Origin of the sequence: Rhodococcus sp. 21391 (assembly GCF_016772255.1) — a bacterium.
In the GTDB taxonomy this organism is placed as follows: domain Bacteria; phylum Actinomycetota; class Actinomycetes; order Mycobacteriales; family Mycobacteriaceae; genus Rhodococcus_F; species Rhodococcus_F opacus.
Window position 1 is genome coordinate 6,332,408 of sequence record NZ_CP063781.1, and the last position, 22,516, is coordinate 6,354,923.

Annotated in this window: 11 protein-coding genes; 3 read left to right on the plus strand and 8 right to left on the minus strand. The window is 68.4% G+C overall.

What is annotated here, in order from left to right:
- Positions 1-24 precede the first annotated feature (24 nt).
- The 3 genes from GO592_RS29270 to GO592_RS29280 all read left to right on the plus strand — a co-directional run bounded on the left by GO592_RS29270 (position 25) and on the right by GO592_RS29280 (position 7,845).
- Complete coding sequence (locus GO592_RS29270; RefSeq protein WP_007298334.1) at positions 25-3,261, plus strand: arabinosyltransferase domain-containing protein; 3,237 nt, start codon at positions 25-27, stop codon at positions 3,259-3,261.
- A 66-nt stretch (positions 3,262-3,327) separates the two neighbouring features.
- The gene (locus tag GO592_RS29275; RefSeq protein ID WP_007298333.1) at positions 3,328-6,651 is read left to right on the plus strand and encodes an arabinosyltransferase domain-containing protein; all 3,324 of its coding nucleotides are present in this window, start codon (positions 3,328-3,330) and stop codon (positions 6,649-6,651) included.
- A gap of 219 nt (positions 6,652-6,870) precedes the next feature.
- Positions 6,871-7,845, plus strand: a complete 975-nt coding sequence (locus GO592_RS29280; protein ID WP_007298332.1) for a hypothetical protein — start codon at positions 6,871-6,873, stop codon at positions 7,843-7,845.
- A 20-nt stretch (positions 7,846-7,865) separates the two neighbouring features.
- Here the strand turns inward: GO592_RS29280 and GO592_RS29285 are convergent, their stop codons facing one another.
- The 8 genes from GO592_RS29285 to GO592_RS29320 all read right to left on the minus strand — a co-directional run bounded on the left by GO592_RS29285 (position 7,866) and on the right by GO592_RS29320 (position 22,425).
- Positions 7,866-9,410 (minus strand): acyl-CoA carboxylase subunit beta, encoded by a 1,545-nt coding sequence (locus tag GO592_RS29285; RefSeq protein WP_007298331.1) that lies wholly within the window; start codon positions 9,408-9,410, stop codon positions 7,866-7,868.
- Positions 9,407-14,383, minus strand: a complete 4,977-nt coding sequence (gene pks13 / locus GO592_RS29290; protein WP_007298330.1) for a polyketide synthase Pks13 — start codon at positions 14,381-14,383, stop codon at positions 9,407-9,409. Before pks13 ends, GO592_RS29285 begins: the two co-directional genes overlap by 4 nt.
- A gap of 73 nt (positions 14,384-14,456) precedes the next feature.
- Positions 14,457-16,352 (minus strand): long-chain-fatty-acid--AMP ligase FadD32, encoded by a 1,896-nt coding sequence (gene fadD32, locus GO592_RS29295; protein ID WP_007298329.1) that lies wholly within the window; start codon positions 16,350-16,352, stop codon positions 14,457-14,459.
- A gap of 187 nt (positions 16,353-16,539) precedes the next feature.
- A complete protein-coding gene (locus GO592_RS29300; RefSeq protein WP_007298328.1) occupies positions 16,540-17,529 on the minus strand; it encodes an LLM class F420-dependent oxidoreductase in 990 nt (329 codons plus the stop codon).
- Between the two features lie 193 nt (positions 17,530-17,722).
- Positions 17,723-18,703, minus strand: coding sequence for a cutinase family protein (locus tag GO592_RS29305; protein WP_007298327.1), 981 nt, complete (start codon positions 18,701-18,703; stop codon positions 17,723-17,725).
- A gap of 6 nt (positions 18,704-18,709) precedes the next feature.
- Positions 18,710-19,285: a DUF732 domain-containing protein gene (locus GO592_RS29310; protein WP_007298326.1), complete on the minus strand. Its 576-nt coding sequence runs from the start codon at positions 19,283-19,285 to the stop codon at positions 18,710-18,712.
- 126 nt (positions 19,286-19,411) lie between these two features.
- Positions 19,412-21,298 carry an alpha/beta hydrolase-fold protein gene (locus GO592_RS29315; RefSeq protein ID WP_039951809.1) on the minus strand — a complete coding sequence of 629 codons (1,887 nt, stop codon included), beginning with the start codon at positions 21,296-21,298 and terminating at the stop codon, positions 19,412-19,414.
- Between the two features lie 131 nt (positions 21,299-21,429).
- On the minus strand, positions 21,430-22,425 hold the full coding sequence (locus GO592_RS29320; protein ID WP_082324944.1) for an alpha/beta hydrolase: 996 nt from the start codon (positions 22,423-22,425) through the stop codon (positions 21,430-21,432).
- Between the last annotated feature and the right edge of the window lie 91 nt (positions 22,426-22,516).

Consider the following 22,516-nt stretch of genomic DNA (forward strand, 5'->3'; position numbering starts at 1 on the left):
GCCACCATCGCCTAACATCGTTCTGTGCCGTCCCAACCCCCGCCGCCTGACCTTCGGACCATCCGCACTTCCCGGCTCGTCGCGATCGTCACCGGCCTGATCGGGTTCGTGCTCGCGCTGGCCACCCCGTTCCTGCCGGTGAAGCAGGACGCCGCGTCGATCGACTGGCCGCAGGACGGCACCCTGAACAGCGTCGAGGCGCCGCTGGTCTCGTACACACCGCTGGACATGCAGGTGAACGTGCCGTGCTCGGTGTTCACCCAAGTCGGACCCGACGGCGGCACCGTCGTCTCCACCCTCCCGAATCGCGCGCCCGACTTCGAGAAGAACGGTCTCGTCGTGAAGGGGGGCGCCGGCGGCACGGTCGACGTCACGATTCGCGGCATCTCCCTGATCTCGGCGGACGCCGCGGACCTCCGCGGCTGCACCGCCCTCACCGTCACATCCGACCATCAGCGGACGTCGGCCGAGATCACCGGCACCGCCGAACCCCTCGCCGGTTCCGTCGAGGGCGATCAGCGCCCGCAGATGGTCGGCCTGTTCACCGACCTGCAGGGCGCGGCGCCGGCGGATTTGAACGTGCACGTCCACCCCGACTCCCGATTCTCGTCCAGCCCCACCCTGCTCAAACTGCTGGCGATGATCGTGTGCGTCCTCGCGACACTGACTTCGCTGTACGCGTTGCACCGCGTGGACGGCATCGACGGCCGCCGCGCGCGCCGCTTCCTGCCCGCGCACTGGTGGAAGTTCACCGGTGTCGACGCGGTCGTGATCGGGACGCTGCTGCTGTGGCACGTGGTCGGCGCCAACACCTCCGACGACGGTTACCTCCTCGGCATGGCCCGCGTGTCGGAGCATTCCGGCTACATGGCCAACTACTTCCGCTGGTTCGGCGTCCCCGAGGCACCGTTCGGATGGTCGTACGAACTCCTCGCGGCGCTGGCGAAGGTGAGCACCGCGAGCATGTGGATGCGACTGCCGACGCTCCTCGCCGCCCTCCTCTGCTGGATGGTGATCAGCCGCGAGGTCATTCCCCGCCTCGGTGTGGCCGTGCGCCGCAACAGAACTGCCCTCTGGACCGGCGGACTGGTCTTCCTCGCGTTCTGGTTGCCGTACGACAACGGGCTGCGCCCCGAACCCGTCATCGCGCTCGGCGCCCTCCTTACGTGGTGTTCGATCGAGCGCGCCATCGCCACCGGACGACTCCTCCCCGGCGCCGTCGCCGTGCTCATCGCCGCGTTCTCCCTCGCGGCCGGACCGTCGGGCCTGATCTGTATCGCCGCCCTGATCGCGGGCGCGCGGCCGATCCTGCAGATCGTGATCGCACGGGGCCACCGGGTGGGATTCGCGTCCCAGATCTTCCCGATCCTCGCCGCCGGAACCGTGGTGATGGTGGCGGTCTTCGCGGATCAGACACTCGCGACCGTGCTCGAGTCGACGCGCGTCCGCACCGCCCTCGGCCCCAACGTGGCCTGGTTCGACGAGCGGCTGCGCTGGGATTCACTCATGGGGATCTCGCCGGACGGCTCGCTGGCCCGCCGATTCGGCGTGTTCGTGATGCTGCTGTGCGTCGTGGTCTGCGTGATGCTGATCCTGCGCAAGGGGAAGGTGCCCGGGACCGCGATCGGACCGTCCCGCCGCATCCTCGGCATCGTGTTCGCGTCACTGCTGCTGATGATGTTCACGCCCACCAAGTGGACCCACCACTTCGGTGTGTACGCGGGTCTTGCCGGCTCGGTCGCGGTGCTCGCGGCGGTCGGGGTGGGGGCCGCGAGCATCCGCTCCAAACGGAACCGCACCCTGTTCGCCGCGGGGGTCCTGTTCATCCTCGCGGTCGCGTTCACCAGCTCCAACGGCTGGTGGTACGTGTCCAGCTACGGCGTCCCGTGGTGGGACAAGCCGCCGATGATCGCGGGCAAGGGCTTCTCCACGCTGTTCCTGGGCCTCACGGTGCTCACGCTGCTCCTCGCCGCCTGGTACCACGTCCGCGAACCGTACGAGCACGGCAGGAAACCCAACGGCAAGCGTGCCCGGATGCTGGCGCCGTCGCCGCTGACCGTCGCGGCCGGGGCCGTCGTCCTGTTCGAGGTGCTGTCGCTGCTGAAGGGGGCCGTCGCGCAGTACCCCGGGTACTCCATCGCGAAGGCCAACATCGAGTCGGTGACCGGCAACTCGTGTGCGCTCGCCGACGAGGTCCTCGTCGAGACCGACCCCACCGCCGCCCTGCTGCAGCCGCTCACCCCGGTCACCGACCCGAACGGCGCAGGCGCATTCGGCACGACCGCCGCGGAAGGCTTCACCCCCAACGGCATCGCCGACGACCTCACCGCCGACTCCGAGAAGATCGCCACCGGCGGCGCGAACACCGTCGACACCGAGACCGACGAGACGACGACGGGCACCAGCTCGGGTACCGGTGGCGGCACCGAGGCCACCGCCGGAGTCAACGGCAGCACCGTGACGCTGCCGTTCGGCCTCGACCCCGCCCGGACCCCGGTCCTCGGCAGCTACCAGCAGGGCGGGGAGCAGAAGCCCGCCTCCCTCACCACCGGCTGGTACGGGCTGCCCGACCGCAGCGACGACGCACCGATCCTCACCATCTCGGCCGCCGGACGCATCCGGTCGGTCGACGCGGACGGCGTCGTCACCCCCGGCCAGAGCCTGAAGGTCGAGTACGGCGTCACCGGTCCCGACGGGTCCGTCACCGCGCTCGGCACCGCCGACCCGATCGACATCGGACCGTCCCCGTCGTGGCGCAACCTGCGTGTGCCGCTCGACCAGCTGCCCGCCGAGGCGAACACGGTCCGGCTCGTCGCGGACGACCCGGACACCGACCCGGGCCAGTGGCTGGCGGTCACGCCGCCCCGGGTGCCGACGATGCAGACACTGCAGACCGTCGTCGGCTCCAGCGACCCCGTGCTCCTCGACTGGGCCGTCGGGCTCGCGTTCCCCTGCCAGCGGCCCTTCGACCACCGCTACGGCGTCGCCGAGGTCCCGCAGTGGCGCGTCCTCCCCGACCGCATCGGTGCCGAGTCCACCAATGCCTGGCAGGACAAGTTCGGCGGCGGCCCGCTGGGCTGGACCGACCAGCTGCTGTCGGCGAGCACCCTGGCCACCTACCTGTCGAACGACTGGGACCGCGACTGGGGCTCGCTCGAGCGGTACACATCGCTCGACGAGTCGGCGACGCCCGCGCAGGTCGAATCCGAACAGGTGACCAGGTCGGGTACCTGGTCGCCCGGACCGGTGCGCTACTACTAGACGTGTCCCTACCCTCTGGTAGGCGGCAATATGCCTACTCAGGTTCCTGACATACCATCGACAACCGTGCCCGACGCTCTGACAACTTCCGTCTCCGACGCCGAATCCACTTCGCCACCTGCTCGCCAGGACCGGCGGAGTGAGTACCGGACCGCCCGTCTGATCGCCATCGTCACCGGACTCATCGGGTTCGTGCTGGCAGTGGCCACCCCGTTCATGCCGGTGCAGCAGACCACCGCAGCGGTGAACTGGCCGGAGAACGGCGTCGTCGGCGACCTCGAGGCGCCGCTGATGTCGCAGGTCCCGGTCGACCTGTCGGCGGCGATCCCGTGTTCGGCGGTGGCCGGGCTGCCCCCGCAGGGCGGAATCCTGCTGGCCACGGCCCCCGCGCAGGGCGAGGGTGCGGCACTGAACGCGATGTTCGTGCGGGTGTCGGACAAGTCCGTGGACGTGCTCGACCGCAACGTCACCATCGCGACGGCGCCGCGCGAACAGGTGCAGTCGGGCGCCTGCACCGAGATCCGCATCACGTCGAACATCGACGCGACGTCTGCCGAGTTCGTGGGTCTGACCACTCCGACCGGTGACCCGATCGCCGGTTCCCTCACCGGCGACCTCCGCCCGCAGGTGGTGGGCGTGTTCAGCGACCTCCGTGACGGGGCGGCGCCGGCGGGCCTGTCGTTCACGATGAACGTGGACTCCCGGTTCTCGTCGAGCCCCACGCTGATCAAGCTCGTCGCCATGATCGTGGCCCTCCTCGCCACGGCCATTGCCCTGGTCGCCCTCGGCCGCCTCGACGGCACGGACGGGCGCGGGCACCGCAACTTCCTGCCGTCGCACTGGTGGAAATTCACCGGACTCGACACGATCGTCGTGGGCACGCTGGTGCTGTGGCACTTCATCGGCGCCAACACGTCCGACGACGGCTACCTGCTCACCATGGCCCGGGTCTCCGACCACGCCGGCTACATGGCCAACTACTTCCGCTGGTTCGGTGTCCCCGAGGCGCCGTTCGGCTGGTACTACGACGTCCTCGCCGCGATGGCCAAGATCTCGACGGCCAGCCCGTTCATGCGACTGCCCGCCCTCATCGCCGGCATTCTGTGCTGGATGGTGATCAGCCGGGAGGTCGCTCCCCGCCTCGGCCGGTCCGTCCGGCGCAACAAGGTCGCGCTGTGGACCGGCGGACTCGTCTTCCTCGCGTTCTGGCTGCCCTACAACAACGGCCTGCGGCCCGAGCCCATCGTGGCGCTCGGCGCCCTGCTCACGTGGTGCTCCATCGAGCGTTCCATCGCGACCGGACGTCTCCTCCCCGCGGCTGTTGCCGTGCTGATCGGCGCGTTCACGCTCGCGGCCGCCCCGACGGGACTGATGTGTGTGGCCGCCCTGCTCGCCGGCGCCCGTCCGCTCGTCCGGATCGTCGTCAAGCGCCACCGCCAGGTGGGGACGCTGCCGCTGCTGGCTCCGATCGCGGCCGCGGGCACGATCGTCCTGGTCGTGGTGTTCGCCGACCAGACCGTCGCCGCGGTGATGGAGGCCACCCGGGTCCGCACCCTGATCGGTCCGAACCTCGAGTGGTACAAGGACTTCCTGCGCTACTACTACCTCTTCGTCCCGACCGTCGACGGTTCGGTGGCTCGCCGCTTCGCGTTCCTGACGATGATCCTGTGCCTGCTGACGACGCTGTTCATCCTGTTGCGCCGCAAGCGGATCCCCGGCGCCGCCACCGGCCCGTCGTGGCGTCTGCTCGGTGTCGTATTCGGCACGATCTTCTTCATGATGTTCAACCCCACCAAGTGGACCCACCACTTCGGGGCGTACGCGGGCATCGCCGGTTCCCTGGCCGCACTCACCGCCGTCGCGGTGTCGGCGTCCGCGCTGCGGTCGCGCCGCAACCGCACGATCTTCCTCGCCGGCCTGCTCCTCATGCTGGCCCTGACGTTCGCGGGCATCAACGGCTACTGGTACGTCTCGAGCTACGGCGTGCCGTGGTTCGACAAGACCGTCTCCATCGGCGGCCGCCAGTCCAACACGTTCTTCCTCGTCCTGTTCGGGCTGGCCGTCGCACTGGCCGCCTGGCAGTACCTGCGTGAGGGATTCGCCGCGCCACCCGCCCGCGCCAACACCGAGAAGGGCAGGCGGATCAGGAAATTCGCGGCCGCCCCGCTCACCGTCATCGCCGGCATCATGGTGCTGTTCGAAGTCCTCTCGCTCCTCAAGGGCGCCGTCTCCCAGTACCCGGCGTACTCGCTGGCACGGTCGAACTTCGACTCCCTCACCGGGCAGACGTGCGGACTCGCCGAGGACGTCCTCGTCGAAGGCGACACCAACGGCGGCAACCTCACACCCCTCAACGATCCCGCGCAGCCGCTGGCGAACCCCGCCGACCCGCTCGGCGGCGCCAACCCCGTCGGCTTCTCCCCCAACGGGGTGCCGTCCGACCTGACCGCCGACTACGTCGAGGTCAAGCAGGGCATGGGCAACACCGACAACCAGAGCGTCGGGCCCAGCTTCGAGACCGGATCGAGCGCGGGAACCAGCGGCGGCACCGGCAACGTCGGCGTCAACGGCAGCACCGCCAAGCTGCCGTTCGGACTCGACCCCGGCACGACACCCGTCATGGGCAGCTACCAGGAAGGCGTGCAGGAACCGGCCACGCTGTCGTCCAGCTGGTACGCACTCCCCGAGCGCAGCGACGACGCCCCGCTGATCGTCATGTCCGCCGCGGGCCGCATCTGGTCGGTCGACTCGACCGGCGCCCTCACCTACGGTCAGTCACTGCTCCTCGAATACGGCAAGCGTCAGCCCGACGGCACCGTGCGGGCTCAGGGCACCTACCTGCCCAAGGACATCGGGCCGGCGCCGTCGTGGCGCAACCTGCGCGTCCCGATCAGCGAACTGTCCCCCGACGCCGACTCCGTGCGGATCGTCGCCAACGATCCCAACCTCACCGGCGACCAGTGGCTGGCCTTCACCCCGCCGCGGGTTCCGAAGCTCGAGACCCTCAACTCGACGATCGGCAGCTCGCAGCCGGTGCTGCTGGACTGGGCCGTCGGACTCCAGTTCCCGTGCCAGCGTCCGTTCGACCACCAGTACGGTGTCGCGGAGATGCCGAACTACCGCATCCTCCCCGACCGTCCGCTGGCCGTCAGCTCCACCGACACCTGGCAGTCCCCGGAGAACGGTGGCCCCCTCGGCTTCACCGAACTACTCGCCAGCGCCACCGCCATCCCCACCTACATGCGGGACGACTGGGGCCGCGACTGGGGCTCCCTCGAGCGCTTCGACCGGTACTACCCGGACGCCACCGCGGCCACGGTCGACACCGAGACCGCCACCCGATCCGGACTGTGGAAGCCGGGCACCCTGCGGGTGTACAGCAGCCCGTAGACCTGCCTGTTCGCTTCTGCTCTGCTTGCGTCGCCCGATGTCACACGCGTTCACTCTGACTGAACGAATGTCACATCGGGCGCCGCGCTGGGCGGGCCGACACAGCGAAACGGCTCCGCCGCCCGCGGAGTTGTCCACAACCTTCCGTCCATCCACAGGGCAATTTCCGACGTGGGCTTTCCGGCGACGGTCCGATTCGCCCGCGGCATGCTCTGACCCATGCGACGAGGAACCTGGGCCGAAGATCCCTCTGCGATAGCCGCCGTCAGCCGCGACGGTGTGGTCCGCGCGGCCACCCTGGAACGGCTGGGTGTCGCGAAGGGCACCATCTCCGCACGCTGCGCCGACGGCGGTCCGTGGCAGCGGATCCTCCCCGGCGTCGTCCTGCTGCACAACGGGCCGCCGACGACGCTGCAGCGCAATCTGGCGGCGCTCGAATACGGCGGTCCGGACGCGTTGCTGTCCGGTCACGCCGCGCTCGCCGCGTTCGGCTACACCTCGTCGGCGTCCCGGAACGACGTGCTGCTGCTCATCCCGTCCACCCGGCACCGCCGGGACTGGGCGTACGTGAAGGTCGAGCGGACGTGGCGCATGCCCGCACCGGTCCACCGGGGGCTCCTGCGCCTCGCTCCCCCGGCACGCAGCCTCCTGGACGCCGGACGCCGCACGCTTCAGGCCGACAGCTGTCGGGCGCTCCTCGCCGGCGGGATCCAGCGCGGCGACGTGACTGTCGACGACCTCGTGCGTGAACTCGAGCACGGCAGCGACCGCGGAAGCCGCCTGCCCCGCGCGGTCTTGCGTGAACTGAGCGACGATGCGCATTCCGTCGCCGAGGTCCACGCGCAGAAGGTGTATGCGACGAGCGGTCTTCCGCCGATGCGGCACAACGTGGACGTCCTGTCCGCCGCCGGGCTGTGGATCGCCCGTCCCGACGGCTGGCTGGACGACGTCGCCGTCGCCTGGGAGATCGACTCGCTGAAGTACCACTTCTCGCCGGAACTCCACGAGGCGACGATGAGGCGGCGGGCGCGTATGCAGCGCGAGGGCATCATCGTCGTGACGCACCTGCCGAAGCAGATTCAGGCCGACCCGGCGACAGTGCTCGCCGACCTCCACGCGGCGCACACGCGGGCGGCGTCGCGCCCCCGGCCGCCGGTGTTCGTCCACACCGAACCGAAGCTGCGGTCGGCATGAGTTACTGCCGCGATGGCGACCTACAGAGGCATCAGATCGTGCTTGCGCGGGTTGCGCTGCACCTTCTTGTCGCGCAGCATCGTCAGCGCCTTGCGGATCTCGAGCCGAGTGGTGGCGGGCTCGATGACGGCGTCGATGTAGCCACGCTCTGCCGCGATGTACGGCGTCGCGATGTTCTCGTTGTAGAAGTTGATCAGCTGCCTGCGAACCGCGGGAGCGTTCTCACCCGCGGCCTCGATCTGCCTACGCCCGATGAGGTCGACAGCACCCTCCGCACCCATCACCGCGATGCGGGCGGTCGGCCACGCGAAGTTGATGTCGGCGCCCAGCTGCTTCGAGCCCATGACGGCGTACGCGCCGCCGTACGCCTTGCGGATCACGACGGTCACCTTCGGGACCGTCGCCGTCACGAACGCGAAGATGAACCGGCCACCACGCTTGATGACGCCGATCCGCTCCTGCTCGAGGCCGGGAAGGAACCCGGGCGTGTCGACCGCGAACACCAGCGGGATGTCGAAGGCGTCGCAGATACGGATGAAATGTGCGGCCTTGTCCGAGGCCTGGGCGTCCAGCGCGCCCGCCGCGACCAGCGGCTGGTTCGCGATCACCCCGACCGTACGCCCGTCCACGCGGGCGAAGCCGGTGATGATGTTCAGCGCCACCTGCCCGCCGATCTCGTGGAACTCGCCGTCGTCGAAGATCCGCAGCAGGATGTCGTGCATGTCGTAGCCGGCGTTGTCGGCGTCCGGGATGAACGTGTCGAGGTCGCGGTCGGAGTCCGTGATCTCCGGTTCGAGACCCGGGTTGATCACCGGCGGCTTCTCCATGCAACTCGACGGCAGGAAGCTGAGGTACTTGCGCACCCACTCGAACGCGGCCTTCTCGTCGGCCGCCACATGGTGCAGGTTGCCGTACTGCGCCTGGTTCCGGGCGCCACCGAGTTCCTCCAGGCTGACGTCCTCACCGGTGATCTTCCGGACCACGTCGGGCCCGGTGACGAACATGTACGACTCCTCGGTGGCCACCAGGACGTCGGTGTTGATCGGCGCGTAGACCGCGCCGCCCGCGCACTTGCCCAGGATCATCGAGATCTGCGGGCACATCCCCGACAGCGGTTCCTGCCGACGGCCGAGCTCCGCGTACCAGGCCAGCGACGTCACCGCGTCCTGCACCCGGGCACCACCCGAGTCGTTGATGCCGACGCAGGGGCAGCCGATCTTGGCGGCGAACTCCATGATCGCGGCGACCTTGCGGCCGAACATCTCGCCGACGGAACCGCCGAACACGGTCTGATCGTGCGAGAACACCGCGACCGGTCGTCCCTCGACGGTCCCGTGGCCCGTGACGACGCCGTCGCTGTACAGGGCACCCGGATCACCGGGCTGGCGCATCAGGCCGCCGACCTCGATGAAACTTCCCGGGTCGAGCAGCATGTCGATGCGTTCGCGCGCGCTCGGAATACCCTTCTTCGCGCGCTTGGCGATAGCCTGTTCGCCCGCGGGTTCCTTCGCCGTTTCGAGCTTTTCGCGCAGTTCGGCAAGCTTCTCTGCGGTCGTGGTGGTCACTGATGCGCTCCGGTTCCGGCGGCCTGGATCGCCGCCAGCTTCTTGGTGAGGTCGGCACCGACCTTCGCGATGTACGGCTCGTCGACGATCTGGATGTGATCGCCGCCCACGTGGATGATCTCCAGGTTCTTCACCGCGTCGCCCCAGCCGCCGTCCGGCTTCCGGGTCTTGAACGCGGGCTCCAGGTTCATCACGTCGTCGTGGTAGCGGTCGGCCATGTACAGGACGACGTCGCCGTCGTACTGCTCCAGCTCGGCGGTCTGGATGGCCCGGTTGTCGAGCCACGACGTGCGCTGGTGCTCGATGATTCCACCCGGAATCTTCGTACCACTCAGCTTGAGCAGTTCCGTCAGGATCTTGATCTGCTCTTCGTCGCTCTCCGCCGCAGCGAGCTTGTCGTACGGCAGCGGGTAGTCCACGTTGTACGTCTTCTTCGCGAACGCGGCGTACCGCTGCCAGCGCTTACGGATCTCGTCGGGGGTGTCCTCGACCTTCTCCCCGGCCATCACCGTGTCGATCAGGCCGACGATCCGGACGTCCGCGCCCGACTCGCGCAGCAGCTTCGCCACCGCGTAGGCCAGCACACCGCCCAGCGACCAGCCGTACAGCACATACGGTCCGTCACCCTGGATCTCACGGATCAGCGGCAGGTACTCCGCCGCGCGGACCTCGATCGGACCCTCGGTGCGCTCGAACCCGTACATCGGCGTGCCCTCGGGCAGACGCTTCAGCAACGGCTCGTACGCGACCGTCGAACCACCGGCCGGGTGGAACACGAACACGGGGACGGCATCCGATCCTTCCGGGCGGGCCCGCAGCGCACGGACCAGTCCGTCGATCTTGCCGGAATCCTCGAGGAATCCGCGCACCACATTGGCGAGTTCCTCGATGGTGGTGGAGTCGAGAACGTCGTCGAACGTGATCTCACCGTTCGCGCGTTCCGACAACCGAGCCGCCAGCTTCTCCGCCGTCTCGTCGTTCAGGATCGGCAGCGTGTTGAAGATGCCCTTCGCGGACTCGCCGGTGACGACGGCCCACGTGGCGAACGTCAGACGCTCGGCGGCGTCGCGGGGCGGAACGTCGGAACCGGTCGCGTCGGCGAACGCTTCCTTGCTGTCCACGGCGGCCGCCTCAGGAGCAGCGGCCGTCTCCGGCACCGGCGTCGCGGCGAGGATCGCCTCGGCCTCGGCCTCCACGGACGTGTTTTCGGCGTCGAGCGGAGACGCGGCGCCCTCGGATTCACGAGCGGCCTCCGAGTCACGGTCGGCCTCCGCGGCCTCCGCGGCCGCCTCCGCTTCCTTCTCGGCCTTCTGCTTGTCCGCCAGCGCCTGCACCTCTTCGCGGTTCTCGACCGCGTAACGCAGGTACTTGCCGACCTCCATCAGATTCGCGTCCCGGACCGCCTGCAACTGCAACTGCGGGATGTCGAACTCGTACTCGACGCGGTTCTTGATGCGGACAGCCATCAGCGAGTCGAGGCCCAGCTCGATGAGCGGGATCTCGGCGGGCAGGTCTTCCGGGGCGTAGCCCATGGACTCGGCGACGATCAGAGCGAGACGGTCTTCGAGGGTCTGCGAACCGTTCGGGTCCCACTTCTCGCCGATGTCCTCGACGACCTCGGGCAGCTCCTCCACCGGGGAGGTCGACTGCACCGGCGGCGCGACGACCGGCTCGGGCAACGCCGCACCGGACGTGACGGCGGCATCGAACAGCAGCGTGAAACTCGGGCCGCTCTTCGCGTGCACCTGCAGCGACGCTCCACCCGGATGCGGGTTGAGCGTGGTGGTGAGCGTGCCCTCCGCGGGAGCGTGGGCGTGCAGGACGGACGCGGCGAGCGTCACGTCCGACAGCACCTGCGACGCGGCGGCGGTGACCAGTGCGGGCAGGTCGGTGACCGCGCCGGCCTGGACCTCCCACACGTGGCGGCCGTCGGGCAGCGACACGTGCGCACCCGGGACACGGGTGTTGCCGCTGGAGTCGATGCGGGTCTCCACCCAGTACGGCTTGCGGATCCACGCGGTACGCGGAACGGACGCGAAGTCGCCCTCGGGGAGCAGCGACGACAGGTCGACGGCGTGCCCGTGCACGTACAGCTGCGCGAGCGCGGCGAGGACACCGAGCGGCTCGTCCTCCTTGCGCTTGAGCGTCTGGATGAGCTGCATGTCGTGCAGGCCGGCATCGAACGCGGTGGCGGCCACCGACATCAGGGCCACCGGGTTGGGCGCCAGCTCCACGAACGTGGTGTGCCCGTTGCCCACGGCGAGGCGCACGGCGTTGGTGAAGTACACACTGTGGCGCAGACCCTTGGTCCAGTACTCCTCGCGGTGGATCGGCTCGTGGCCGGCGCGGTAGTACGTGTCCTGGTCGACCGAGGAGTACACGCCCAGCTTCAGCTTGGTCGGCTCGATCCCCGCCAGTTCCGCGGCCAGCTCGCCCAGCAGCGGATCCACCTGGGAGGTGTGGCTGGCGCCCTTCGTCTTGAGGACGCGGGCCATTTTCTCCTCGCCCTCGGCGCGCGCGACGATCGCGTTGACCTCGGGCTCGGGGCCACCGATCACGGTGTGCGTCGGGGCCGCGTACACGCAGACCTCGAGGTGCGGGAAGTCGGTGAGGACGGTCTCGATCTCGGACGCGCTGTACTCGACGAGCGCCATCAGACGGATGTCGTCGCCCTCGAGCGTGGCCTCGGCCTCGCCCATGAGGCGGGACCGGGCGCAGATCACCCGCACCGCGTCCTCGAGAGGCAGACCACCCGAGATGTACGCGGCGGCAGCCTCGCCCATCGAGTGCCCGACCACGGCCTCGGGCTCGGCGCCGTGGTGACGCAGCAGGGCCGCCAGACCGATCTGGATGGTGAAGATACCGACCTGGGAGGTCTCGACGTCGTAGTCGATCGCGTCGTCGAGGAACTTCTCCTTCATGGAGTAGCCGGCCTCGTCCTCGATCAGCGCGTCGACCTCGTCGATGGCGGCGGCGAAGACCGGGTTCTCCAGGTAGAGCTGCTTGGCCATCTTGCGGTGCTGCGAACCGAAGCCCGACAGGACCCAGACGGCGCCCTTCGACGACGGCGAATCCGCCGAGAACACACCCTGCCCGGGCTTCCCGGCGGCGATGGCGCGCAGCCCGGTGACAGCCTCGGAGCGGGTCTTCGCCAGGACGACGGCGCGCGAGCGGCCGTGGTTGCGGCGGGCGAGAGCACGCGCGACATCGGCGAGCGGAGTGGTGCTGCCCTCTTCGGTCTCCAGCCAGTCGGCCAGATCCGCGGCGGCCCGGCGGCGACGCGACGGCAGCGCACCGGACACCGCGAGCACGACCGTCGGCTCGACGTCCTCGGACACCGATTCCTCGATGGGAACAGCGGGCTCGGTGACCTCGGCCGCGTCGTCCGCGGCGGGTCCGGTGTACTCACGCACGACGACGTGCGCGTTGGTGCCACCGAAACCGAACCCGGACACACCGGCGACGGCCGTGCCCGTGTAGCGCGGCCACGCCGCACCCTCGGGAATGACCTGCAGGTGCGCCTTGTCGAACGCGATGTACGGGTTGGGTCCGGCGAAGTTCAGCGTCGGCGGAAGTGTGTCCTCCCGCATCGACAGCACGACCTTGATCAGGCCCGCCGCACCTGCGGCGGCCTCGAGGTGACCGAAGTTGGTCTTGGCCGAGCCGAGCAGCGCGGGCTTGTCGTCGGCGCGGCCACGACCGACGACGCGTCCGAGCGCATCTGCCTCGATGGGGTCGCCGAGGATGGTGCCGGTGCCGTGCGCCTCGATGTAGTCGACGCCGGCCGGGTTGATGCCCGCGTCCCGGTACGCGTGCCGCAGGACGTCGGCCTGCGCGTCGGGGTTCGGGGCCGCGAGACCGTTGGAGCGGCCGTCCTGGTTGACCGCGCTACCGGCGATGACGGCGAGGACCTCGTCGCCGTCACGCTCGGCGTCCTCGAGACGCTTGAGGACGACGAGGCCGCCGCCCTCGGCGCGGATCATGCCGTCGGCGTCGGAGGAGAACGCCTTGATGCGGCCGTTGGGGGCCATCACACCCAGCTGGTCGAAGCCCAGCGTGGCGGGCGGCGCGACGAGCATGTTGACGCCACCGGCGAGCGCGAGATCCGACTCACCGGACCGCAGCGAGCGCACCGCCTGGTGCACCGCGACGAGCGACGACGAGCACGCCGTGTCGAGGGCGATGGACGGTCCGCGGAAGTCGTAGAAGTAGGAAACCCGGTTGGCGACGATGGACGTCGACGTACCGGTCAGCGCATACGGGTGCGCGTGGACGGGGTCGCTGACCGCGAGCAACTGGTAGTCGTTGGCCGAGCTGCCGATGAACACACCGACCTGCTCACCCTTGAGGTCGCTGGCCGGGATGCGGGCGTGCTCGAGGGCCTCCCACGTCAGTTCCATCGCGAGGCGCTGCTGCGGGTCGACGTTCGCGACCTCCAGCGGGGACATCGCGAAGAACTCCGCGTCGAAGGTCTTCACGTCGTCGAGGTAGCCGCCCTGCGTGTTGGCCTTCTCGACGGCCGCCTTGATCTGCGGGTCGGAGGTGAACTCCTCCCATCGACCCTCGGGCAGGTCGGAGATGCCGTCGCGGCCCTCCGCGAGCATCTGCCACATCTCGGCGGGAGTCTTACCCGCGCCGGGGAAGCGGGAGGCCAGACCCACGATCGCGATGTCGTGCGCGTCCGACGTCGGCACCGACGCGTAGTACGCGGCGTCGGCGGAGTCGTCGGGCTGCTCGGGTTCGCCCTCGATGATGCGGGTGGCCAGCGACGCGATGGTGGGGTGCTGGTAGGCGACCGTCGCGGTGAGCGTGACGCCGACCAGTTCCTCGATCTCGCCGCTGAGCGCGACGGCGTCGCGAGACGACAGACCGAACTCTTCCATCGGGCGGTCGTCGGTGATCTGACCGACCGGTTGCCCGGTTGCGTCGGCAATCCAGTTGCGCAGCCACTCGCGCAGCTGCGCGACCGTCATGTCACCTGTGCTGCTGGTCCGGTCATCATCTTTTTCAGCCATCAACTCACCAAGCTACCCGTCAGGAAGTGGACTATTCGGAAACGCTATCGGGGAAGGCCGTCTGCGTGTATCCGCCGCGCAGGGTGCCTTCGATGTAGCTCGCCTTGCACGCGCGGCGGGCGATCTTGCCGCTCGACGTACGAGGAATCGAGCCCGCGGGCACCAGCAGGATGTCGCGCGCGGTGACCCCGTGCCTGCTCGACAACGCCGCCCGCACCGTGTCGGCGATCGGCTGGGGGTCGGCCTTGCCCGCACCCGGTGCGCGCTCGGCCACGATCACGAGCTGCTCGGACGAGTCGCCCGCGTCGTAGTTCAGACCCGAGTGTGTGTTCTCGAACACGACGGCGGGCAGCTGGTTGGCCGGGACCGCGAACGCGGCGACGAAGCCGGGGCGGAGCGCGGTGCTCGCCTCCTGCGCCGAGTACTCGAGGTCCTGCGGGTAATGGTTGCGGCCGTCGACGATCACGAGGTCCTTGACGCGGCCCGTGATGAACAGCTCGCCGTCGATGTAGACGCCGTAGTCGCCGGTCCGCATCCAGTTGGCGTCCTCGGGCGTGCCCTCCGCGTGGCTGCCCTCGGCGAGCCGGTTGGTGAGCTTGTTGTGGAACGTCTCGGCGGTCTCGTCGGTGCGACCCCAGTAGCCGATGCCGATGTTCTCGCCGTGCAGCCAGATCTCTCCGACCCGGTCGTCGGGCTGCTCGATGCGCGACTCCGGGTCGACGATGGCGGCCCACTGGCTGCGCGCGACGTAACCGCAGGACACCTGTGGGATGGCGTTCTCGGCGTCCTGGTCCACCTTCACGACGCGACCTGCGTTGAGCTCGTCGCGATCGACGTAGATGACGCGGGCCTCGTCCGAGTGCCGGGTGGAGGACACGAACAGGGTGGCCTCGGCCATGCCGTACGAGGGCTTGATCGCCGTCTTCGGCAGGCCGTACGGCGCGAATGCCTCGTTGAACTTGCGCATCGACGAGGTGGTGACCGGCTCGCTGCCGTTGATGAGACCGATCACGTTGCTCAGATCGAGGCTCTCACCGTTCTTCGGCAGACCGCGGGCGGCCGCGTGCTCGAACGCGAAGTTCGGTGCGGCCGCGAACGTGCCCGCACCGTCGGACACCGCTGCCAGTTCCTTGATCCACCGGTACGGCCGCTGCACGAACGCGCGCGGGCTCATGATGGTGATGTATTTGCCGCCCAGGGCGGGCAGGATGACGGTCAGCAGGCCCATGTCGTGGAACAGCGGCAGCCACGTGACGCCACGCGAGTTCTCGTTGAGCTCGATGGAGTCGACCATCTGCAGCGCGTTCGTGCCGACGGCGCGGTGCGTGATCTCCACACCGGCGGGCACACGGGTGGAACCGGACGTGTACTGCAGGTACGCGATGTCGTCGAGATCGATCTCGGGGCGCACCCAGGACTCGCCGACGCTGTCGGGGATGGCGTCGACGGCGATGATGCGGGGGCGTTCGGCGGCGGGGAGGGACCGGAAGAACTGTCGAACACCCGCGGCGGAGGAGGTGGCCGTGAGGATGGCGGCAGGCTTGCAGTCACCGAGGACGGCGTGCAGACGGTCGGTGTGGCCGGGTTCGTCGGGGTCGAACAGCGGCACCGAGATCGTTCCGGCGTGGATGGCGGCGAAGAAGGAGATGACGTAGTCGAGACCCTGCGGCGCCAGGACGGCGACACGGTCGCCGGGCTTGGTGACCTGCTGGAGGCGCGCAGCGACGGCGCGCAGGCGGTGGCCGAACTGTTCCCAGGTCAGCTCTTGCGCTTCGCCGTCTCTGTCCCGCGAATAGTCGATGTAGCGGTATGCCAGCTCGTCCGAGTTCTCCCGGGTGTGCCGCTGGACGTAGTCGACCAGCGTGCTTCCCGAGTCGAGCCTGATTTGGCCCTTCTCGTCGATAAAATCATCGAACTTCGCGTTCATTCCATCTCCTCCGAAGCGATCACACAGGCATGCCACCGGCATGACTGCGCCCCAGACTTCCTTCGCCGAATCGGATCTTGTACAACTCGTGGGGAATGACGTAACACGCCACTCACCCGAATAAGTTCATCGATTCCAAACCATCGATATGTTACAGATTGGCATCGCCGCCCTCGGTACGCTGCGTCTACTCGCCCTTCAGTTGCGAGATGATCGGCGCGAACGCATCCATCTGTGTGGGGAACACACCGACGTAAGACATTGTCGTCTTTTCTCGCACCATGCGTATCTGATCGGCGATCTCCTCGAAGCTTCCGATCGCGAGATACGGCGAGCTCAGGATGTCTTCGACGGACAGCTTGGTGTCGACCTCGATGTTGGGCGGGAAGCCCTGATCGAGTGCGGCGAGCGCCATCTCGGCGGTCTGCTCACGGTCGTCGGTGATGACGATGGTGGTGATCGTCCAGTTCAGTTCGATGTCGTCGAATCGGTCACCGGCAGCTTCCCGGATCCGGTCGACGCGCTCCATCGTCTTCTCGAGCGTGACACCCGAGAGCAGGAGCTTGCCTTCGTTGCTGGTGGGCGTCGCCACGGAGATGATGTCGGCGTACTTGGCCGCGAGCGCCAGCATCTTGGGGCCGCCGCCGCCGACGGCGATCGGGGGACGCGGGCCCTGCCGCGGCCGCGGGCTGCCGGTCAGGCCCTTGATCTGGTAGTACTTGCCGTCGAAGTTGCACTCCTGGCCGCGCAGCAGCACGTCGAGGATCTGCAGGGTCTCCTCGAGCTTGGCGATCCGGATGCCCGGGCGCTCGTAGTCGATGCCGCCCTTGTCGAACTCTTCCTTCATCCAGCCGGCGCCGATGCCGAGTTCGAGGCGGCCCCCCGACAGCACGTCGATGGTGGCGGCGTCCTTGGCGAGGATCGCCGGGTGCCGGAAGCCGTTTGCGAGGACGGCGGTGCCGAGCCGGATCTTGTCCGTGGCGATCGCGAGTGCGCCGAGAGCGGCGATCGGTCCCACCTGGTTACCCAGGTGGTCGGGGATCATGAAGCTGTCGAACCCGAGTTCCTCGGCCTTCTGCGCGAGCTTGACGAACCGACGCGCGCCGCCCTCGTCCGCGTTGCCCTCTCCGCCTGCTGCGAATCGGAACTTACGCAACGAGCTGGCGTCGGAACTCATGAATAGCTTCTCCTGTGGTGAAACGCCCGCGTTTCAGGACGTGAACATCGGTGGGGTCGGGCACCGGTGATGCCGCAACAGTGCAGCACTCTACCGGTGACGGAAACGCACACTACCGGCCAGTACGCGTCTCGCCTATCTGTTTGGGACGTTTCACGGCTCACCGACCACGGTGAACCCACCCGCCACAAAATCAACTGTGTGCCGGGGTCGGGGCGGCCTCTATCTTCTCGGCAGCCCATCCGGCGATCCACTGCGTGGCCGTCGTGCCGGAGTCGTCGACGACGTACGAGTTGTACATCGCGTGGACCGGGTTGTTGTTGTACTCGAGTAGACGCAGTCCGCTTCCGATCCAGTTGCTCGGTTTCAACGCCTGCGCCGGGGCGTCGCAGATTCCGTCCGTCGGGGCGCAGATCTCGACCGCCCGGTCCGTGAGATCACCGAAACCGCCGGGGCGCGGGCCGGTCATTGTGATACCCGGGATCTGCAGACCGGCCAACGACAGTTCGGCTCCGACCCCCGTGACGGGCTGGCCGACATTCGTGGCGGCGGCCGGGTCGCGGCGGCCGTCGGCGATGAGCCCGACACCCAGCACGAGATCTGCCGGAACAGGACCGTCACCTGCACCGATGCTCGACGCGACGTCGCCGGCGATGACGGCGCCCTGGGAGAAGCCGGTGAGCAGGAAGCTGGTCAGCGGGCACTCGGCGTGACGACGGATCAGGATGTCGTTGGTGGCGGCCGTGCCTGCGCCGCGGCTGTTGTTGTACGACTGCTGCCCGTCCGGCGGGAAGGCGATCGGGTTGGAGAACTGGGCGACGTAGGGAACCGTGTACACGTCGGCGCGCGACGGCTCGAACTGCTCCTGCAGCGGCCGCGACACGTTGAGCATCAGCGACGCCGGATTGGCAGTCGGGTTGTACGGGTCGTCCGTCGGGCTGGACTCCCACGTGCCCGGGACGACCACCACCTGGACGTCGGGGCAGCTCGCCGGCTGGGCGTTGGGACGCTCGGGACCGGGCGGGGTCGGGATCGGCTTGGGCAGCCGCCCTGCGAGGAGATACCAGAGCGCGATCACTGCGAGGAGAATCACCAGCAGGATCACGATCAGCACCATCAGCTTGCGCAGGAGGCTGCTCTTCTTCTTCCGCGTTCCGCGCCCGGTCAACGACATCGGCGTCTACTTGCAGTAGGTCGCGTGGGCGACATCCATGTAGGTCTGGGCGTTGGCCGTCGCCTGCTCCTGGGTCAGTTCCTGACCCGCAGCCGACGCCTCGGTGCCGACCATCGCTGTGACGAACACCATCGCTTCGGCGTCGCTCTTGCCTTCGGCCTTGGCCTGGCAGATGAAGTCGGCGGTGCTCACGGCCATGGTGCCGTCGGCGGCCGGCTCGATGCCCTTGGCCTTCAGCGCGTCGAGGAACTTCTGACCTTCGGCGCTGACCGGGACCTCGCTGGGGCCGGGGAAGTCGCCCGGAACTTCCTCGGGCTGCTCCGGCGGCGCCGTCGCCGCCTCACCCGGGCTCGTCACCGGCGCGGAGGCCGAGGCCGAGGCGCTCGCGCTGGGCGCGGCGGACGCCGAGCTCTCGGCGGAACTGGACGCCGCAGCCGACGTCGTGGCGCTGGTGGACGGGTTCGACGTCGCCGTGGAATCGTCGCTACCGCACCCGACCAACAATCCGCTCGCTGCGACGGCGAGCGCGCCTACTGCGATCGCCCGTCGGAAGGTGGTGCTGATACGTGAGTGCTGCGGCATCTATTTCCGTCCTTGCTTTCCAAGTCGTTGTCTCTCGACAGGGTACAGACGCAGATCGGGCGGAACCCTGGTCCGCCGGACCCGGCCCCGCCCGCTGCGAGTGAGATTTCTACTGCGATCCGGCCATCAGTGAATCTCGGCCTTGTTGTCGATCACTGTGACGTAACCGGTCTGGAAATTCTGCTGGACGCCGCCGGGGATGGCGAACTTGTCGCTGATCGGGAAGCCGAGCCGGCCGCCCTCGTAGCCGGCGCTCTTCCAGGCGTCGAAGATCGGTCCGTTCTCGACAGCCCACGCACCCGACAGCGGGCTCCAGTAGATGTTGCCGCCCTCGAACTGGTTGAACCGGCCGCCGTCCTTGACGGCGATCTCACTGGTCTTCGGGAAGCCGAGCCACCCGCCCTCGTAACCGAGTTCGGCATACTTGCCCATGATCATTCCCTGCACGCGGTGTGTTCCGTTCGCGGGACTGAAGTACATGGCGCCGATCTCGAAGCCCTGCACCGCGCCGTCCTTGCCGGGCGTGGGAACTTCCTCGGCCACCGGGTATCCGAGCGGTCCGCCCTCCCAGCCCTGACGTGCCCACTCGTCGCGGATCGCGCCGCGGACGGCGTGCGCCCCGGTCTGCGGCGACCAGTAGACGGACCCGTGCTCGAAGTGGTTGAAGCGACCGCGACCGTCGGGGGTGGCCAGTTCGGGCGTCGTCGGGTAGCCGAGCGGCCCACCCGGCCCACCGGTCGCCTGGTAGACGCCGCCGATGGCGCCGGCCACCGGCTGCGCGCCGGTGTCGGACTTGGCGAAGATCCGGCCGTTGCGGAAGTCCTGGACCGTGCCGCCCGCGAGGCTGTACTCGGGGGTGAGGCAGTCGCCGATCCACGGGTTCGCGCCGGCCACCCCGGCGATGGAACCGCCTGTGGCGCATACCGGCTTGTCGGGTTCGACGTCGACGGCGCTGGCGAGCTGCGGCCACAGCTGGTGGAGCTCGAACTGCCAGTACGGCCACGAGTGCGTGCCGGACGGCCGGTAGTTGACCTGGGCCGGGATGCCCAGCTTGTTCAGCTTGGTCGCGAAGGTCTGGGACGTGAGCCGAGAGAGGATCTCGAGGCCCATACCCGCGTAATTGGTGCTGACGCCCGGAATTCCGGACGGCTGGTCGTACGGGCCGGTGGTTCCGCTACCGCTGGAGATGTACAGGCTGACGCCCTTGAGCTTGTCGGCCAGCAGGTAGGGGTCGTGCTCCTCCCACGCCGAACTGGTCGGGGGTCCCCACATCGCGTCCGCGTCGAATCCGCCTGCGTCGCTCATCGCGTACGCGACGGCCTGCGGCATCCCGAGCGCGGTGGTGGTGAGCATGCCCGACAGCGACGCGGCGAACGTGAAGAAACCCTGGTTGCGGGCCGCAAGGAACATCGCGGACGTGCCGCCCATCGAGAGTCCGATGACGCCGCGTGTCTGCGTGGTGCGCCAGTCGCTTTCGAGGATCGGGGGCAGTTCCTTCGTGAGGAATGTCTCCCACTGATAGTTCTGACCGTTGTCCTGGGCCACCCAGTCGGAGTAGAAGCTGGACTGGCCGCCGACCGGGAGGACGACGTTGATGTTCTTGTCGGCGAAGAACGACTCGGCGTCGGTCTCGAGCGTCCAGCCGTTCTCGTTGTCCTGCGCGCGGAGACCGTCGAGCATGTAGACGGACGGGAACTTCTCCGTGGGCTTCGAGTTCCAGTCGCGCGCAAGCAGCATCTGCACCTGGATCGGCACGCCCATCGACGGAGAGTTGATCCAGATCGCCACGCGACGGTCGGTGAGCCAGTCGACGTGATGGATCGTCGCGCCGCCCGGAGCCTGCGTGGCCACGGGAGCCTGCGCGGCGACCGGCGCAGCCGAGACGGTGGCGGTCTGGGTGAACCCGACCGCCACCGGCACCACGAGCACAGCGGCAAGCGAGGCCAGCGTCCGCCTTCGAACATTTCCGGCCGACGAACGCTGACGTTCTGCCTTGAACAGGCCTACTCGCATGACGTTCACTCTCTCTCTGCGCGTCGAGGCCAACACGGAGCACGGCCTCGCGTTCCGGTTCTTTCTACACGCAAACGACAGACGAGTGGGAGTGCCGCGCTGTTACAGCTGGTGCAATTGTTACTTCCGAGCTACCCGATCGTGTTGCCGAGGTCGCCCGCCAGATCGTGGATCTGCTGCTGCCAGTAACGCCACGTGTGGATGCCGCGGGGCGGGAAGCTGTAGGTGACGTTCTTCGCGCCGAGGGTCGCCATCTTGACCTGGAAGGCACGGGTGTTCGCCAACGACAGCGCCTCGAGGCTCGCACCGGTGCTCGCGTTGAAGACGTCCATGAATCCGGTCGGTGCGGCTCCGCCGGGGGCGGGGATGCCGTTGGCGGCCGACACCCACAGGCGGGTGTTGTTGTCGCGAAGCTTGTTCGCGAACACGAACGGGTCGTTACGCAGCCACGCCGGGTTCCACGGCGGGCCCCACATCGCGTCGACGTTGTAGCGGCCGGCGTCGAGCATCGCGACGCGGATCGCCTCACGCATGCCGGGAGCCGAGATGTTCAGGTACCCGGACAGCGAGCCCGCGTAGTTGAACTGATCGGGGTGGTAGGCGGCGAGGGTCAGGGCGGCGCTGCCACCCATCGACAGGCCGATGACGCCGTTACGGGTGGACTGGAACCCGAGGCGGTTCGCCAGTGCGTCGCGAAGTTCCTGCGTGAGGAACGTCTCCCACTTGTACGGGGTCTTCTGGCCGTTGAGGTTCGAGTTCGAAATCCAGTCGGAGTAGAAGCTGGACTGCCCGCCGACCGGCTGGACGACGTTGATGTTCTGCGAGGCGAGGAACGGGCCCGCGTCGGTGTTGACCTCCCAGCCGCTCAGGTCGTCCTGCGCGCGCAGACCGTCGAGCAGGTAGACCACCCGGTTGGTGTTGCCGTCGGCGGCCCGCCAGATGCGGCTCTTGATCGGGCCCATGGCGGAATCGACCCAGAAGTCCTGCGCGGCGGGGTCGAAGGCGGCGGATGCGGTTGCGCCGCCGCCCACCATGGTCACGCCCAGCGGCAGTGCGACCGCCAGAGCAATTGCGGCGGCAGTACGCCTGGCCCATCCGCTTGTTCTCGTCGAACCCCCAACACGCATGAACTCGTCTTCCCTCCGCTTGATCCGTCTCGCGCCGCGGCCGCGGCAACCTCTCGATAACTCTCGTGAAAATCTCACGTACAGACGCCAC

Excerpts from the sequence above, each read along its gene's own strand:
- GO592_RS29305 (WP_007298327.1), bottom strand. The coding sequence starts at position 18,703 with ATGTCGTTGACCGGGCGCGGAACGCGGAAGAAGAAGAGCAGCCTCCTG.
- GO592_RS29280 (WP_007298332.1), top strand. The coding sequence starts at position 6,871 with ATGCGACGAGGAACCTGGGCCGAAGATCCCTCTGCGATAGCCGCCGTC.
- pks13 (WP_007298330.1), bottom strand. The coding sequence starts at position 14,383 with ATGACGGTCGCGCAGCTGCGCGAGTGGCTGCGCAACTGGATTGCCGAC.
- GO592_RS29310 (WP_007298326.1), bottom strand. The coding sequence starts at position 19,285 with ATGCCGCAGCACTCACGTATCAGCACCACCTTCCGACGGGCGATCGCA.
- GO592_RS29300 (WP_007298328.1), bottom strand. The coding sequence starts at position 17,529 with ATGAGTTCCGACGCCAGCTCGTTGCGTAAGTTCCGATTCGCAGCAGGC.
- fadD32 (WP_007298329.1), bottom strand. The coding sequence starts at position 16,352 with ATGAACGCGAAGTTCGATGATTTTATCGACGAGAAGGGCCAAATCAGG.
- GO592_RS29320 (WP_082324944.1), bottom strand. The coding sequence starts at position 22,425 with ATGCGTGTTGGGGGTTCGACGAGAACAAGCGGATGGGCCAGGCGTACT.
- GO592_RS29315 (WP_039951809.1), bottom strand. The coding sequence starts at position 21,298 with ATGCGAGTAGGCCTGTTCAAGGCAGAACGTCAGCGTTCGTCGGCCGGA.